The 14,832-nt window shown below is 53.4% G+C and carries 14 protein-coding genes, 1 tRNA gene and 1 pseudogene; 6 read left to right on the top strand and 10 right to left on the bottom strand.

Annotation, left to right across the window (positions count from 1 at the left end):
- Positions 1-143 precede the first annotated feature (143 nt).
- Genes puuE through CNE01S_RS22945 form a run of 3 tightly spaced genes read right to left on the bottom strand, consistent with a single transcriptional unit; the run spans position 144 to position 2,572 of the window.
- The gene (gene puuE / locus CNE01S_RS22955) at positions 144-1,100 is read right to left on the bottom strand and encodes an allantoinase PuuE (protein WP_061278905.1); all 957 of its coding nucleotides are present in this window, start codon (positions 1,098-1,100) and stop codon (positions 144-146) included.
- A 17-nt stretch (positions 1,101-1,117) separates the two neighbouring features.
- Positions 1,118-1,855 carry an allantoin racemase gene (gene hpxA / locus CNE01S_RS22950; protein ID WP_061278904.1) on the bottom strand — a complete coding sequence of 246 codons (738 nt, stop codon included), beginning with the start codon at positions 1,853-1,855 and terminating at the stop codon, positions 1,118-1,120.
- Between the two features lie 3 nt (positions 1,856-1,858).
- Positions 1,859-2,572, bottom strand: a complete 714-nt coding sequence (locus tag CNE01S_RS22945) for a GntR family transcriptional regulator (protein WP_061278902.1) — start codon at positions 2,570-2,572, stop codon at positions 1,859-1,861.
- A gap of 143 nt (positions 2,573-2,715) precedes the next feature.
- On the opposite strand from CNE01S_RS22945, the gene CNE01S_RS22940 reads away from it, so the two are divergent.
- On the top strand, positions 2,716-4,209 hold the full coding sequence (locus tag CNE01S_RS22940; RefSeq protein ID WP_061278900.1) for an NCS1 family nucleobase:cation symporter-1: 1,494 nt from the start codon (positions 2,716-2,718) through the stop codon (positions 4,207-4,209).
- Positions 4,210-4,356: 147 nt separating this feature from the next.
- Complete coding sequence (locus CNE01S_RS22935) at positions 4,357-5,280, top strand: DMT family transporter (protein ID WP_061278898.1); 924 nt, start codon at positions 4,357-4,359, stop codon at positions 5,278-5,280.
- Between the two features lie 113 nt (positions 5,281-5,393).
- Here the strand turns inward: CNE01S_RS22935 and CNE01S_RS22930 are convergent.
- Together CNE01S_RS22930 and dnaQ are read right to left on the bottom strand one after the other, a co-directional pair.
- Positions 5,394-5,470, bottom strand: a tRNA-Asp gene (locus CNE01S_RS22930).
- Between the two features lie 134 nt (positions 5,471-5,604).
- The gene (gene dnaQ / locus CNE01S_RS22925; protein WP_045781431.1) at positions 5,605-6,336 is read right to left on the bottom strand and encodes a DNA polymerase III subunit epsilon; all 732 of its coding nucleotides are present in this window, start codon (positions 6,334-6,336) and stop codon (positions 5,605-5,607) included.
- Here dnaQ and rnhA point away from each other — a divergent pair.
- Positions 6,290-6,879: pseudogene (gene rnhA, locus CNE01S_RS22920) on the top strand (ribonuclease HI). The gene dnaQ and the pseudogene rnhA overlap by 47 nt on opposite strands.
- On the opposite strand, the gene CNE01S_RS22915 reads toward rnhA, so the two are convergent.
- Positions 6,833-7,597, bottom strand: a complete 765-nt coding sequence (locus CNE01S_RS22915) for a class I SAM-dependent methyltransferase (RefSeq protein ID WP_061278894.1) — start codon at positions 7,595-7,597, stop codon at positions 6,833-6,835. The pseudogene rnhA and the gene CNE01S_RS22915 sit on opposite strands and share 47 nt — an antisense overlap.
- Before the next feature lie 35 nt (positions 7,598-7,632).
- Here CNE01S_RS22915 and gloB point away from each other — a divergent pair, with 35 nt between their 5' ends.
- Together gloB and mltD are read left to right on the top strand one after the other, a co-directional pair.
- Positions 7,633-8,388, top strand: coding sequence for a hydroxyacylglutathione hydrolase (gene gloB, locus CNE01S_RS22910; RefSeq protein WP_061278892.1), 756 nt, complete (start codon positions 7,633-7,635; stop codon positions 8,386-8,388).
- Between the two features lie 70 nt (positions 8,389-8,458).
- Complete coding sequence (gene mltD, locus CNE01S_RS22905) at positions 8,459-9,829, top strand: murein transglycosylase D (RefSeq protein WP_061278889.1); 1,371 nt, start codon at positions 8,459-8,461, stop codon at positions 9,827-9,829.
- Between the two features lie 47 nt (positions 9,830-9,876).
- Here the strand turns inward: mltD and CNE01S_RS22900 are convergent, their stop codons facing one another.
- The 3 genes from CNE01S_RS22900 to CNE01S_RS22890 all read right to left on the bottom strand — a co-directional run bounded on the left by CNE01S_RS22900 (position 9,877) and on the right by CNE01S_RS22890 (position 12,841).
- Positions 9,877-10,644 carry a class I SAM-dependent methyltransferase gene (locus CNE01S_RS22900; protein WP_061278887.1) on the bottom strand — a complete coding sequence of 256 codons (768 nt, stop codon included), beginning with the start codon at positions 10,642-10,644 and terminating at the stop codon, positions 9,877-9,879.
- Positions 10,645-10,715: 71 nt separating this feature from the next.
- On the bottom strand, positions 10,716-11,519 hold the full coding sequence (locus CNE01S_RS22895) for an endonuclease/exonuclease/phosphatase family protein (protein WP_061278885.1): 804 nt from the start codon (positions 11,517-11,519) through the stop codon (positions 10,716-10,718).
- Between the two features lie 146 nt (positions 11,520-11,665).
- A complete protein-coding gene (locus tag CNE01S_RS22890) occupies positions 11,666-12,841 on the bottom strand; it encodes an MFS transporter (RefSeq protein ID WP_061278883.1) in 1,176 nt (391 codons plus the stop codon).
- A 104-nt stretch (positions 12,842-12,945) separates the two neighbouring features.
- Here CNE01S_RS22890 and yafC point away from each other — a divergent pair, with 104 nt between their 5' ends.
- A complete protein-coding gene (gene yafC / locus CNE01S_RS22885) occupies positions 12,946-13,848 on the top strand; it encodes a DNA-binding transcriptional regulator YafC (RefSeq protein ID WP_061278881.1) in 903 nt (300 codons plus the stop codon).
- Between the two features lie 6 nt (positions 13,849-13,854).
- Here yafC and dkgB read toward each other — a convergent pair whose 3' ends face one another.
- Complete coding sequence (gene dkgB, locus CNE01S_RS22880) at positions 13,855-14,661, bottom strand: 2,5-didehydrogluconate reductase DkgB (RefSeq protein ID WP_061278879.1); 807 nt, start codon at positions 14,659-14,661, stop codon at positions 13,855-13,857.
- Between the last annotated feature and the right edge of the window lie 171 nt (positions 14,662-14,832).

The following is a 14,832-nucleotide window of genomic DNA, read 5'->3' as shown; positions in this document are numbered from 1 at the left end:
GGGCGCCGGGGGTGGTCAGGGGGCATGGCGTAATGCCACCTGACACGTTCACAAGTTCGGGGGATACATAAGAATAAGCATTTGAAGTGAACGGAACCTTAGCCTAAACCTGTATAGAAAGTATTTATGGCTAAGAGACAGCATTACTCAACAAATGGATGCATCTTCACCCAATGCTCGGCAATATCCTGCCTTCTGCAAATCCACACGCCTTCATGTTGCTGCACGTAATCCAGAAAACGCTGCAAAGCCCGGAAACGGCCCGGTCGACCTAGCAAACGGCAATGCATGCCGATGGACATCATCTTCGGCGCCGTTTCGCCTTCTTCATACAGCACGTCGAAGCTGTCTTTCAGGTAGGTGTAGAACTGCTCGGCGGTATTGAATCCCTGAGCGGTGGCGAAGCGCATGTCATTGGTGTCCAGCGTGTACGGCACAATAAGATGGGGTTTGACGCTGCCGTCTTCGCAGGTAACTTTGCTCCAGAAAGGCAAATCGTCGCCGTAGTAATCGCTGTCATATAGAATGCCGCCTTGCTCAACCACCAGCCTGCGGGTATTGGGGCTATCTCGCCCGGTGTACCAGCCCAGCGGGCGGGAGCCAAACAGATCTTCCAGGATTTCCATCGCCTGATGCAGGTGCAGACGCTCGGTGGCAACGTCCATATTCTGATAATGGATCCAACGCCAGCCGTGGCTGACCACGTCGTAATCTGCGGCTTTGATCGCGGAGACAATTTCCGGGTTACGGGCCAGCGCCATCGCCACGCCAAACACCGTCAAAGTCAGACCTCGTTTTTGAAACTCATTGTGGATACGCCAGAACCCTGCCCGGGAGCCGTATTCGTACAGGGAGTCCATCGACATATGACGATCGGGAAAACTGGCCGCGCCGATGATATCGGAGAGAAACTGTTCTGAGCCGCTATCGCCGTGCAGCACGTTGTTTTCCGCCCCTTCTTCAAAGTTCAGGACAAACTGAACAGCAATACGCGCCCCGTTCGGCCACTTTGCATGGGGAGGATTGCCGGCATAACCGGCGAGATCGCGCGGGTAGTTTTCGGTAAAAGGGTAGCGATTACGCTTTTGTTCTTCTGTCATAGTTGGCCTCTTCAACCTTAACCCAGACGTGCAAAAGAGCCGGAAAGCGGCTTTTTATTCGGATAAGCGAGATCGCCAAATTTGCTGGTGCCGATACCCAGTGCAACCAGCGACTCCACCAGCTTCACCGCCGCGGTCACGCCGTCGATAACCGGGATGCCGATCTCTTCAGTCAGCTCTTTCGCCAGGTTTGCCATTCCGCCGCAGCCCAGCACTATCGCCCCGCTGTTATCTTCTTTTTTGGCCTGAATGCAGCGTTCACGCACCAGCCGCTGGGCCAGGCCTGTACCATCTTCCAGCGCCAGAACAGGGAGATCGATAGCGTGCAGCGCGGCGCAATGATGTTCAAAACCGTATTGATGCACTAAGTGACGGGCAATGATCACCGTGCGCGGCAGCGTGGTAACAATCGAGAAGCGGGTCGCCACCATCGTGGCCATATGCATGGCCGCTTCGGCAATGCCAATCACCGGCCCGCTGGCTATTTCGCGCGCCGCCAGCAACCCTGGGTCGCCAAAACAGGCGATGACGTGCCCGTTCGCCCCCTGCACCTTGCCCTGCTGAATTTGTTCCAGCACGCCGATGGCCGCAATGGCTTCATCAAAGTGCCCTTCTATTGACTCCACGCCCTGCTCCGGGCAGCTGGCGAGAATCTGCGTGCCGGGTGCGGCAACACTGCGGGCGGCTTCAGCAATAGTGTGCGTCATCGCCAGGCTGGTGTTGGGGTTGATCACTTGAATAATAGGCTGGGACATTGGTTATTCCTGTCGGGTGCCAAAGAGGCGGGCGAAGTCTGGGGTGGTTTCACCGCTGCGCTCAAAATGCAGGCTGGAAACAATGTGCTCGAAGTGGTGCTGCATCGCCAGGGTCAACGGCTCAATCTCTTTTTTGCGCAGCAGATCGATAAGTTGTTCATGATCGTCACAGCGGCAGCCACGCTGCCACGGCGCGCCCCATGCGGCGATAACCAGCGAGGAGCGGTGCGTCAAACTGGTGACCATTTCCGTCAGCACGGCGTTGCCGGAGATGGCCTGCAGTTGAATATGAAACGCCGCCGAGAAACGAATTGCCGCTGGCCCGTCTCCGTCGCGGTGCGCTTTTTCTTCCTGCTGGATGATTTTACGCAGCGCGGCAAGGTGTGGCGCCTGGAGATGCTCGAGCACATGAGGCAGGTTGGCACATTCGAGAACGGAGCGCGTCTGGAAGATCGCTTTTGATTCTTCGACGTCCGGCATCGCCACAAATGCACCACGCCCGGGCAGCATGGTGATCATTTGCACCGTTGCGAGGCGCGTTAAGACTTTACGGATCCCGGTTCGGCTAATACCAAAAACTTCCGCCAGTGCTTCTTCCGGCAGTTTGCTGCCCGGCGGCAGTTGGTGTTCGACCATCGCCGTCATCAGCGATTGCCAGATAACGGCTTCTTTATCATGCAGTTCTGCTGGGGCCGTAACCCCGAAATCACGTTTCATTCACCTCTCCTGTTAGCACCAGGCGTTCTTTATTTGTATACAATATCATTGATAATTGAATACAAGAAATGCAAACCTGGCCTGGTTCCTGCAATACCTATGGCAGACGTAATCCATCTTCTGTTTTTATAGGAGCAGATCCCATGCCAGGTATAGAGAACAACGCCACAGCCATGAAAGAGAGTGCCCACGCCGGCTACAGCCCGCGCCTGTGCAACGATGACCTGGCCCCGACCCGCCACCAGACTTGGTCCTGGTATAATATTTTTTCGTTTTGGATGTCTGATGTACACAGCATGGGCGGCTATGTAGTGGCAGCCAGCTTCTTTACGCTCGGGCTTGCCAGCTGGCAGGTACTGATTTGCCTGCTGGCAGGGATTTGCATCGTGCAATTTTGTGCCAACCTTGTCGCCAAACCCAGCCAGATGGCGGGCGTGCCTTACGCGGTGATTTGCCGCCAGGCTTTCGGCGTCTTCGGCGCGAATATTCCGGCGGTGATCCGCGGGCTTATCGCCTTCGCCTGGTACGGGATACAAACTTACCTGGCCGCTAACGCCTTAATGCTGGTGCTGTTGAAGTTCTGGCCAACGCTGGCGCCAATGACAGGCGTCAGCTTCCTTGGCCTGTCTCAGCTCGGCTGGATCTGCTTCGGTATTATGTGGGTGCTGCAGGCGATGGTGTTCTGGCACGGGATGAATGCGATTAAGCGCTTCATTGATATTGCTGGCCCTGCCGTATACATCGTGATGATGGCGCTGGCAGGCTGGATCCTGTATCAGACCGGTTTCGATGGCATCTCCTTTACCTTAGCCAGCAAACAGCTTAGCTCCGGCGAGCAGGTGTGGCAGATGATCACCGCCACCGCGCTGGTTGTGTCGTACTTCTCCGGCCCGCTGCTGAACTTCGGCGACTTCTCTCGCTACGGTAAAAGCATGAATGAGATCCGCCGCGGCAACCGCTGGGGCCTGCCGTTTAACTTCCTGCTGTTCTCTATTGTCACCGTGGTGATTGTGTCCGGTACTCAGTCTCTGTTCGGCAAGATGATCACTGACCCGATCGAAACCGTGAGCCATATCGGTAACAGCCTCGCGATGGCGATTGGCCTGCTGACGATGATTACCGCCACTATCGGGATCAATATCGTGGCGAACTTTGTCTCCCCGGCGTTCGACTTCTCTAACTGCTCACCGCAGAAGATTAGCTTCCGTGCGGGTGGGATGATCGCCGCGGTGGGCTCCGTCCTGCTGACGCCGTGGAACCTGTTCCAGTCCCCGGAGCTTATCCACTACACGCTGGATGTGCTGGGCTCGTTCATTGGGCCGCTGTTCGGCATCCTGCTGGCGGACTTCTACCTGGTGAAAGGCGGCAAAATTCACGTCGACGATCTGTTTAACGACACGCCGAAAGGCCGCTACTGGTACAGCAACGGCTTTAACCCGAAAGCGATTATCGCCTTGGTGCCTTCGGTTGCCGTTTGCCTGACCATCAGCTTTATTCCTTCGCTGCATGAAGTCGCCAACTTCAGCTGGTTTATCGGCGTCTTCCTCGGCCTGAGCTGCTACCGCTGGCTGGCTCGTAGCGAAAAAATCAGCGTCAATGCCGGTTTTGCTGGCCGCGTTGCCACCTCTAAAGAGTAAACATTGAGGCCTGAGCCCTCGCGGGTTCAGGCTTTTTAATGTCCAGACATACTCTTTTTCTTCTCCACGACGACGGCTAGCCCGACAGCGAGTAATATATTCTCCCTTCGCCCTTTCCAGCAAAATCCCGTGTCAAAGGAGAGTCCCTTGCTCAGCAGTAAGAAGTCGGCCACTGAGGCTGCCCCCCATAAGCCATCGGCCTGGTATGTTTTGCTCCTGTTCACCATTCCGCCGCTGCTATGGGCGTGCAATTACATCGTCGGTAAAGCCGTTCGCAACGATATTCCCCCGGTGGGTCTCACCTTTATGCGCTGGCTGGTGGCGCTCATTGTGATCCTGCCGTTTGCGTTCCCTTATATAAAAAGAGACTTTCGCCGTTACCGGGAATATCTGGGCTGGATTGTCGCCGTATCGGTCACCGGTATCGTCTGCTTTAGCCTGCTGGTGTATATCGGCCTGCACCATACTTCGAGCACCAACGCATTGTTGCTTAACTCCTGTATACCGGTTTTGATTATGCTGTTTGGCGCGCTGTTCTTTGGGCATAAGTTAAGCGTCAAGCAGGTGGTAGGCCTGGCGATTTCCTGCTGCGGCGTGCTGTTTATTATCTTTAAGGGCGATATTCACGGGCTGCTGCAAATGGCGTTTTCATCGGGCGACCTGATGCTGCTGGCGGCCATGGCCTGTTTTGCTCTGTATACGCTGTGGATCCGAAAAATCCCTTCCGATATTAGCCGCATGGGGCTGCTGGGCATTCAGGTAGCTATCGCGCTGGTGGTGACGCTGCCGCTGTGGCTGCATGAGCTGAGCACCGGCGCGGTTCCGCACTGGAACACGATGACGATTTCAGCGGTTATTTTCCTCGGCGCATTCCCCTCTTTCGTTTCCTACCTGCTGTACGGACGCTGCGTGGAAGCCGTCGGTGCCGCACGCGCCGGGCTTAGCATTCACCTGATTCCAGTCTTCGGCGTGGTACTGTCGCTGGTGTTTCTCGGCGAAACGCTGCATCTTTTCCATATCATCGGGATTGCGACTATTTTGATCGGCGTGGCGCTGGCCAGCAGGCACTAGAGATAGCACCAACCCGTCCTCGCGCGAGTACCGCGCGGGGGTGGCGGTGATTTTTTACGAAAGGCAAAAACAACGAAGGCCTGAGTCATTGCTGACTCAGGCCTTCTGAATTGTGGCGGAACGGACGGGACTCGAACCCGCGACCCCCTGCGTGACAGGCAGGTATTCTAACCGACTGAACTACCGCTCCGCGTTTTGTTCCCCGTCGGGAACGAAGCGGATATTACGGATTGCCCCGATAACCGTCAACGATTTTTATCATAAAATTAACCGTTTGCCGCAAAAATCACCTGAGTGGCGATTTTTAACTCATTTTGGCTTTTATTAGCTGCGCCAGAGGCAGCTACCGCCTTTCTTCTGCACCAAATCAAGACGGGATTCATGGGCCACCAGCTCTTCATCACTGGCGTGAATTACCCGCATGCCTGATGCACGACGCACCACGCGCTGAATGCCACCGCTGCCCTGCTGCTGCTGGACGTCACCCTCCATTGAAAATTTGAGTGACGTTTGCCCGCCAGTCATCATCAGATAAACGTCGGCCAGGATTTGGGCATCAAGTAATGCGCCGTGCAGCGTACGTTTGCTGTTGTCTATTTCATAGCGAGAGCAGAGTGCATCGAGGCTGTTTCGCTTGCCCGGGAACATCTTACGGGCCATTGCCAGGCTGTCGGTTACCTTACAGAAGGTGTCCGTTTTGGGAATGTCTCGGCGCAGCTTGCTGAACTCGTAGTCCATAAAGCCGATATCGAACGAGGCGTTATGAATGACCAGTTCAGCGCCGCGAATATAGTCGAGGAACGAGTCTGCAACCTGATCGAACGTCGGCTTATCTGCCAGGAATTCATCCGCAATACCGTGGACGCCAAAGGCTTCCGGGTCCACCAGCCGATCGGGCTTGAGGTAGACGTGGAAGTTATTACCCGTCAGGCGGCGGTTGATCACTTCAACCGCACCGATCTCGATAATGCGATGCCCTTCGTAATGAGCACCGATCTGGTTCATACCGGTGGTTTCGGTATCGAGGACTATTTGTCTGGTGGTGGTAGAAATCATATAGCTGTGCTCATCGCGCTCGTTTGTGTCAGACTTGACCTTTTCATCACAGGAAGTCTACCAGAGATGCGCAAACAGGTAGAAGTTTTCACCGATGGCTCCTGCCTGGGGAATCCAGGGCCGGGCGGTTTCGGTGCGATTTTACGGTACAAGCAGCACGAAAAAATCTTCAGCGAAGGGTTTCGCCTCACCACCAATAACCGCATGGAGATGATGGCCGCTATCGTCGCGCTTGAGGCGCTGATCGAACCCTGCGATGTGGTACTCAGCACCGACAGTCAGTACGTTCGCCAGGGCATAACCCAGTGGATCCACAACTGGAAAAAACGTGGCTGGAAGACGGCTGACAAGAAGCCGGTGAAGAACGTAGATTTATGGAAGCGTCTTGATGCCGCCCTGAGCCATCACGAAATTAAGTGGGAGTGGGTTAAGGGTCACGCAGGCCACCCGGAAAACGAACGCTGTGACGAACTGGCGCGCAACGCCGCATCCCGTCCTACTCATGAGGATGTGGGTTATCAGCCGGACGCGGCGGCACCTTAACAACGGCTTCGCGGTACTGCCGCGTTGCTCCTACCGCCGAACGAATCTGATTGTTCGCTTTGCGGCTTTTCATTGGGTTCAGCGTCAGGGGAAGCGTGCGTTTACGCGCCACGATAACATGCATACAGCCTAGCGCAGGCAGGTGGGTACTCAGTAAACGCCCACCCTGCTTATGCCACGGCAATACCTGAAAACTACGCCGGTACATCACCTCAAAATTCAGTAATGACAGCCAGTCTTGTTGCCTCATTGGGGTAAACATTCGGCTATTATAAGGCGCACGCTTACGCAGGAACGGGACCATTTTGCCCAGTCCCAGCAAGCTAATGGGATTGAAACTACTGAGCACGATCCAGCCGTCGTCGATCAGGACACGATCCACTTCCCGCAGCAGGCGGTGGGGATCCGGGCACCAGGGCAACGTGTGGGCCAACAGGCAGGCATCCACCGACTTCGCCGCGAACGGCAAGTGAAGAGGATCGGCGTTAACCTGTAGATGCTCGCCCTGCAGTGCCACGTTAACCTGATGCGAAATCGCGCAGGCTTCGGTGTTCACTTCCGCACTCAGGTTGCCGATTTTCAATAAATGAAAACCGAACATTTTCGCCAGCCACGGGCGGAGCTGCTCTTCGAGCGCATCCCGATAGTGCTCTCCCCATCGCAGCTGCGCCCAATGATGGGGGGAAGTGATAATCTCAGGTATCCTTGCCGGTTTCATCACTACCTTCTTAATCGCCATAGAGAGGTTGAACTATGAATCTTAACAGTATTCGCGCCTTCCAGGATAACTACATCTGGGTGCTTAATAACGAGCAGGGAAAATGTGTGATCGTTGACCCAGGCGACGCCGCGCCGGTCTTGAAGGCAGTAGAGGAAAACGGCTGGCAGCCGGACGCCATTCTGCTGACCCATCATCATGCCGATCACGTGGGCGGCGTTCAGCAATTAAAGGACAAATTTCCAAAGATTGAGGTCTACGGCCCGGAGGAAACCCGGCCAAAAGGTGCCACTCAGATCGTGGGTGAAGGGGATAAGTTTAGTCTGATTGGGCGTGAATTTCGCGTGATAGCAACACCTGGTCACACTTTAGGACATATCTCTATTTTTAGTTTTCCTTATCTATTTTGCGGCGACACAATGTTTTCAGGCGGCTGCGGAAGGCTCTTTGAAGGCACGGCAGAACAAATGTTTAATTCATTTCAAAAGCTTAACGAACTCCCCGCCGACACACTGATTTGTTGCGCACATGAGTACACGGAATCAAACATAAAGTTCGCCTTAAGTATTCTGCCCAATGATGAACATTTAGGAGGATACTATCGAAAAGTTAAGGAGTTACGCGCAAAAAATCATTCAACCTTGCCGTCTTCTCTGCAAACTGAACGTGAAATAAATATTTTTTTACGCACTGAAGACTATGTTTTAAAAGAAGAAATCCATAAAGAAACAAACTTGCAACAACCCCGTGAGATATTTGCCTGGTTAAGGACAAAGAAGGACAGCTTCTGAATATTCTGGTTGTGTTGTCGAAAAGGCGACGGTATCATCGCTCGTCTTTTAAGCAACCATTGACACACACATGAAGGCAAAAGCGATACTACTCGCCTCTGTCTTGCTTGTCGGGTGCCAGGCGTCAAAGCATGATGCCAACATTCAACAGCACGCACAGAGTCTGTCTGCAGCTGGTCAAGGTGAAGCAGGAAAGTACACGGGTCGAGCGACCTCCGCGCGATGGATGGATGATGGAACCTTCCTCGCGCAAGATCAAAACCTGTGGAACTTCATCGGCAACGAGCTAAAGATGGGGATACCGGAAAACGTCCGTATCCGCGAACAGAAACAGAAGTACCTGAGTAATAAGAGCTATCTCCACGATGTAACATTACGGGCAGAGCCGTATATGTACTGGATTGCCGGGCAAGTTAAGAAACGCAACATGCCAATGGAACTAGTACTACTACCCATAGTGGAGAGCGCTTTTGACCCCCACGCGACGTCTAGCGCGAATGCCGCAGGCATTTGGCAGATTATCCCAAGTACGGGGCGCAATTACGGTCTGAAGCAGACCAAAGCGTACGATGCACGCCGTGATGTAGTGGCTTCCACCACCGCAGCACTGGATATGATGCAGCGTTTGAACAAGATGTTTGACGGCGACTGGTTGTTGACCGTGGCGGCGTATAACAGCGGCGAAGGCCGTGTGTTGAATGCCATTAAAGCGAACAAATCGCGGGGTAAACCTACCGATTTCTGGTCGCTGGCTCTGCCACGCGAAACAAAGATCTACGTACCGAAAATGCTGGCGCTGAGTGACATACTCAAAAACAGTCAGAAGTACGGCGTACGTCTGCCAACAACGGATGAAAGCCGCGCGCTGGCGCGTGTTGAAGTGAGCAATCCGGTTGAGTTAACGCAGGTCGCCGAAATGGCAGGCATGTCGCTAACCAACCTGAAGACCTTCAATGCCGGTGTGAAAAGCACCACCGTTGGAAAAAATCAGCGCTATGTGATGGTGCCGAAAAAGCATGCCGATCAGCTGAAGGCCTCTCTGGCTTCAGGTGAGATCGATGCTTTACAGCCAACGCTAGTGGCGGATAACCGCCTCAACGCTGGCGGCAACAAATCTTATAAAGTGCGTTCAGGGGATACCCTGTCCAGCATTGCTTCACGCCTCGGTGTGGATGCTAAGGATTTGCAGAGCTGGAATAACCTGCGCGGTTCGCACCTTAAAGTTGGGCAAACGCTCAGCGTGAAAGGTGGCGCAACGCAGCTGGCCGATAACAGCAGCATCACTTATCAGGTGCGCAAAGGCGACTCGTTGTCGAGTATTGCTAAACGTCACGGCGTGAACATCAAAGATGTGATGCGCTGGAACAGCGGTACCGATGACCTGAGACCAGGTGACCGTCTGACGCTGTTTGTCAGCGGCAACAACGCCCCGGAAACCTGATAATCAGAATGAAAAAAAGGCACCTTACGGTGCCTTTTCTTTTTACGTCACGCCTTTCGCGCTTCCAGCATGATGATATCGCTGGTGAACGAGCCGTCTCGCTGTAATTCAAAGTATTGTTTCACTTCATCTGAAGCACTTTTTTGATAGGCACGGATCGCGTCCGATAACACTATCGGCGTACGCATTCTGGCGATCCAGCTGGTGAATTCCAGATTCAACCTGTCACACAACACGCTGTGCGTTACCAGCCCCGCATCATTGAACAGGCTAAGCCACTCTCCGCTGGAATAATTACGCACATGAGAGGTATCACGCAACGCCTCGACCGTTTGCAGCCAGATATCCTTTACCGGATGGCCAGGCGAGGTCACATCCATAAAGATGGCAATACCACCAGGCTTAAGCACCCTCTTCACTTCACGCAGCGCCTGGCCGACATCGTGCCAGTGATGGGCTGAGTAGCGACTGATCACCACGTCAAAAGTACTGTCGTCAAACGGCAGTGATTCCGCATATCCCTGGCGTGTCGCAATGTTTGCTATTCCACGAGTTGTTGCCGCCTCAGCAACTACCGCCAGCATCTGCTCGGACAGGTCATAAGCGACTACCGACTTCACTTTAGCCGCGGCAATAAAGCTGGCATGTCCTGCCCCACATCCCATATCCAGGAGAGTAGCATGAGGGAAGTCGTTCAACCGCGCACTGAGCCGTTCCAGATCGCGCCCGGAAGCATGAACCGTACTGGTTAAATAGGCGCTGGCCTGAGATCCAAATTGCTGACCAACTTTGTCGTGATGGGATTGCGTTGTCATCATTATGTCCTTGCGGTTAAGTGAGAAAAAGGGCAGCGCACAGGTCTGCCCAACGGCAGACCTGACGAACCTTATTTCAGCTCAGGCTTGCCGGGACGGAATTCAACTAGTAGCGGATTATGGTCTGATGCGCGGGTCACCAGCACCGAAGCTTCTGTGACGTTCAGACCACGATAGAACACGAAATCAAGGGGGCGACCAAACGCCCGGCGGCGATGATCGTCAGTAAAGCGGACTTCTCGTAGCGTCATCTCGCGGGCAAAGCGGAAGAGCGCGTTCATGCGCGGGCGGCTCCAGGCATTAAAATCACCGGCCATGATAACCGGCCCATTGTGATGCCCGATCTGGTCTCCTATAGGTCCCAACTGCTTGCTGTAGACATCAACACCGAGGCTAAAATTGACGGCGTGGATATTAATCACCATCAACATTCGTCCGTCTGGCAGTGGATAGACCGTGACCAATGCAGACTTAGATAAACGCAGGATCGGCTCGCGTTCACGCAGAGGACAGCAATAAACCGGATGAGCAGCAGACAACGTCATCACGCCAGAAGGATGCTGGGGTAAAACAAAGGCAGGAACCTGGTCGGCTGCCAGATAGTTGGTGGTCGCAAACCTGACCAGCTCTGGCGTCGTTTGCGCTTCCTGTAACAACATCAGGTGCGCGTCTTTACCGAAGGTTTGCAGCACTGAAAGCCAGTCGGCTCGCTGCTGCTTAAAGATATTCCACACCAGAACGCGTATTGCGTCCTGACCGGGTAAAGGTTCACCGGGGGGTAATGCCTGGCCGATAGTCGCAAACGAGCCAGGAGGCAGAATTCGCTCTGCTGGCTGTCCAGCTACATATCGCATGGCATAGGTATTCTTGTGCACGTTTGGCTAACGACCTCAATAACTCAGCTTGCCTGCAATTCGCAGACTATCTTTCAGTTATAGGGATTTTAGCGCAGACTTTCAACGACCATTACAAACCATTGCCTTTCCGGAGCGGAAACGAGCGCGCTCCGGAAAGATAAAACTTAACTAATGGCAACCCGTGATTGCTTATCGAGTCGGCCGCTTAAGCCGATCAGCAACAGCGCCAGAACAACAATCACAGCACCAATCCACGGCGTTTGTGCCAGGCCGAAATGTTGTACCGTTTGACCACCGATAATGGAGCCCACAGCAATCCCCACGTTAAACGCCGCAATGTTAAGACCGGAAGCAACATCAACCGCATTTGGCGTGTATTGTTCGGCTTTCTGTACAACATAGACCTGCAGGCCCGGAACATTACCGAAGGCGAAGACGCCCATCACCAGAATGGTAAGCAGTGCAGCAACGTGAGAGTGTGCAGTGAACTGGAAGACCAGAAGCAGCACGGCCAGTGCGGCAAAAATAAATTTCAGGGCCGGCACAGCACCGTGGCGATCCGCCAGCTTACCGCCCCAGATATTACCGATAGCCACAGAGACGCCATAGCCCAACAGGATCCAACTCACTGCGGAAGGTGAAAAGCCGGCGAGATCCTGCATCATCGGCGCGAGGAAGGTAAAGGCGGTAAACACGCCACCATACCCCAGCGCGGTAACCAGATAGATCAGCACCAAACGCGGATGGGTTAATACCTGCAACTGCTCCTTAATTCCAGCCAGCGCACGGTTAGGAATATCTTTCGGGATAAGAATCATGCTGCTGACCAATGCGATAACGCCAATAGCAGATACTGCCAGGAAAGTTTCACGCCAGCCAAAATGCTGCCCGATGAACGTCCCCAATGGCACGCCGGTCACTAGCGCTACCGTCAGGCCACCAAACATAATCGCAATGGCTGAAGCGGCTTTCTCTTTAGGCACAAGGCTAGTCGCAATCGTTGATCCAATAGAGAAAAATACGCCGTGCGCCAGGCCGGTAAGCAGGCGAGCCACGACCAGGGTCTCATAATTAGGCGACAGCCAGGCTATCACGTTACCTACGGTAAACAACGCCATAAGTCCGATAAGCAGCTGTTTACGCGGCAGCTTCCCGGTTAAGGCGGTCAAAACAGGCGCGCCAATCGCTACGCCAAGAGCATAGATAGAAACCAGCAATCCTGCAGATGGAACTGAGATTGCAAGCTGTTCAGCGATGGTCGGTACAAGGCCGACAATAACAAATTCGGTGGTGCCGATTGCGAAAGCACTGATTGTCAGTGCGAGAAGCGCCAGAGGCATAATTTACTCCATAACAGGTGTCTTTTGATGACACGCAGTATGGCGTGATGCTTAAATGACAAAAATATGTAAAATCTCAATAGAATTTTGCTTGTGGAGCAACAATGAAGGCTACGTCGGAAGAACTTGCGATTTTCGTTGCCGTAGTAGAGAGCGGGAGTTTCAGTCGCGCAGCAGAACAACTGGGGCAGGCTAACTCTGCGGTAAGCCGGACGGTTAAAAAGCTGGAGATGAAGCTGGGGGTGAGCCTCCTCAATCGGACAACGCGGCAGCTAAGCCTGACGGAGGAAGGTGAGCGCTACTTCCGTAACGTACAGCAGATTCTGCAGGCAATGGCCGCGGCCGAAAATGAAGTGATGGAAAGTAAGCAGACGCCGCGGGGATTATTGCGTATTGATGCTGCAACGCCGGTAATGCTGCATTTACTGATGCCACTGATAAAACCGTTTCGCGAACGCTACCCGGAAATGACGCTCTCGCTAGTATCTTCAGAAACCTTCATTAATTTGATCGAACGTAAAGTCGATGTGGCGATTCGCGTTGGCAATTTAACCGACTCAAGCCTGCGTGCCCGGCCGCTTTTTAGCAGTTATCGCAAGATTATTGCTTCACCTGAGTATCTGGCGGAACACGGCACGCCGGAGACTGCCGCCGATCTGGTGAATCACGTCTGCCTGGGCTTTACCGAGCCTTCTTCTCTTAATCGCTGGCCGGTTTCACAGGAAGATGGGCAGCTTTTTGAGATCAAACCGGGCTTATCTTCGAATAGCGGTGAAACGCTTAAACAGCTGTGCCTGACGGGGAACGGCATCGCCTGCCTGTCAGATTTTATGATTGATAAAGAGATTGAGAACGGAGAGTTTGTTGAGGTGCTTGCGGATAAGCTTTTGCCGGTCAATATGCCTTTTAGCGCCGTGTATTATAGCGACCGGGCGGTCAGTACGCGTATTCGTGCATTTATTGATTTTCTGAGTGACGCAGTAAAACGGCCCCCTGAAGGGCCGTAATCAGGATCAGTTATCCCACTTCGGTGCCAGACCTTCCGGGCTCACCAGGCGGTCATTGCATTCCAGAGCAGCAATGGCCGCCATGTCTTCTACATCCAGGTTCAGGTTAAGCGCCCGTAGGTTACTCTCCAGATTCGCACGTTTGGTGGACGAAGGAATGACGGAGTAATCCAGAGCCATCGCCCACGCCAGAATTACCTGTGCAGGCGTTGCCTGATGTTTCTGTGCAATGCGGCCAATCGTTTCATCCGCCAGTGCTTTACCATACGCCAGCGTCATATAGGACGTGATGTGGATGTTATGCTGCTTAGCCCACTCAACAACGGTGCGGTTTTGCAGGTAGGGAGATAGCTCAATCTGGTTAGTCGCAATGTTTTCAGCGCCAACAGCGTCAATGGCCTGCTGCATCAGCTCAACAGTGAAGTTCGAAATCCCAATCTGGCGGGTCAGACCGGCTTCTTTCGCTGCCAGTAAAGCCTGCATAAATTCTGCTACAGGTACAGCATCGTTTGGCGATGGCCAGTGGATCAGCGTCAGATCGACATAATCAGTGCGCAGTTTCGCCAGACTCTCTTTCAGGCTTGGGATCAGCTTGTCCTTACTGAGATTTTCGATCCAGATTTTGGTGGTGATAAACAGTTCATCACGCGGAATACCACTTTCGTCCAGGGCCTGGCCAACGGCCGCTTCATTATCATAGATTTGTGCAGTGTCTACCGTGCGATAGCCAAGCTCAAGCGCAGTTTTAACCGATGCGATGACGACGTCGTCTTTCAGGCGGAAAGTGCCCAGACCGAATGCAGGAATTGCCATTATTAACCTCATTATAGGGTGTGCGTTTGTATGAGGCAGAGTATGCAGGGGAGAACTTTGATAAAAAAGGCAGAGAAATGCAGAAGATTTTTGCTAAATCAGCAACAATGTCGTTCATGCTGATAAATTTTAAATACAAAAAAGCCCTGAGTCTAAGACTCAGGGCCTAAA

Source organism: Cedecea neteri NBRC 105707 = ATCC 33855, from assembly GCF_001571265.1.
GTDB lineage: Bacteria > Pseudomonadota > Gammaproteobacteria > Enterobacterales > Enterobacteriaceae > Cedecea > Cedecea neteri.
The sequence above is the reverse complement of the archived record's forward strand: the minus strand, read 5'-3'. Positions and strand labels throughout refer to the sequence as shown.

Coding starts and splice junctions, on each gene's coding strand:
- CNE01S_RS22915 (WP_061278894.1), bottom strand. CDS start 7,597: ATGAAACCGGCAAGGATACCTGAGATTATCACTTCCCCCCATCATTGG.
- yafC (WP_061278881.1), top strand. CDS start 12,946: ATGAAGGCTACGTCGGAAGAACTTGCGATTTTCGTTGCCGTAGTAGAG.
- CNE01S_RS22945 (WP_061278902.1), bottom strand. CDS start 2,572: ATGAAACGTGATTTCGGGGTTACGGCCCCAGCAGAACTGCATGATAAA.
- dnaQ (WP_045781431.1), bottom strand. CDS start 6,336: ATGATTTCTACCACCACCAGACAAATAGTCCTCGATACCGAAACCACC.
- mltD (WP_061278889.1), top strand. CDS start 8,459: ATGAAGGCAAAAGCGATACTACTCGCCTCTGTCTTGCTTGTCGGGTGC.
- CNE01S_RS22940 (WP_061278900.1), top strand. CDS start 2,716: ATGCCAGGTATAGAGAACAACGCCACAGCCATGAAAGAGAGTGCCCAC.
- CNE01S_RS22890 (WP_061278883.1), bottom strand. CDS start 12,841: ATGCCTCTGGCGCTTCTCGCACTGACAATCAGTGCTTTCGCAATCGGC.
- CNE01S_RS22900 (WP_061278887.1), bottom strand. CDS start 10,644: ATGACAACGCAATCCCATCACGACAAAGTTGGTCAGCAATTTGGATCT.
- puuE (WP_061278905.1), bottom strand. CDS start 1,100: ATGACAGAAGAACAAAAGCGTAATCGCTACCCTTTTACCGAAAACTAC.
- gloB (WP_061278892.1), top strand. CDS start 7,633: ATGAATCTTAACAGTATTCGCGCCTTCCAGGATAACTACATCTGGGTG.
- dkgB (WP_061278879.1), bottom strand. CDS start 14,661: ATGGCAATTCCTGCATTCGGTCTGGGCACTTTCCGCCTGAAAGACGAC.
- hpxA (WP_061278904.1), bottom strand. CDS start 1,855: ATGTCCCAGCCTATTATTCAAGTGATCAACCCCAACACCAGCCTGGCG.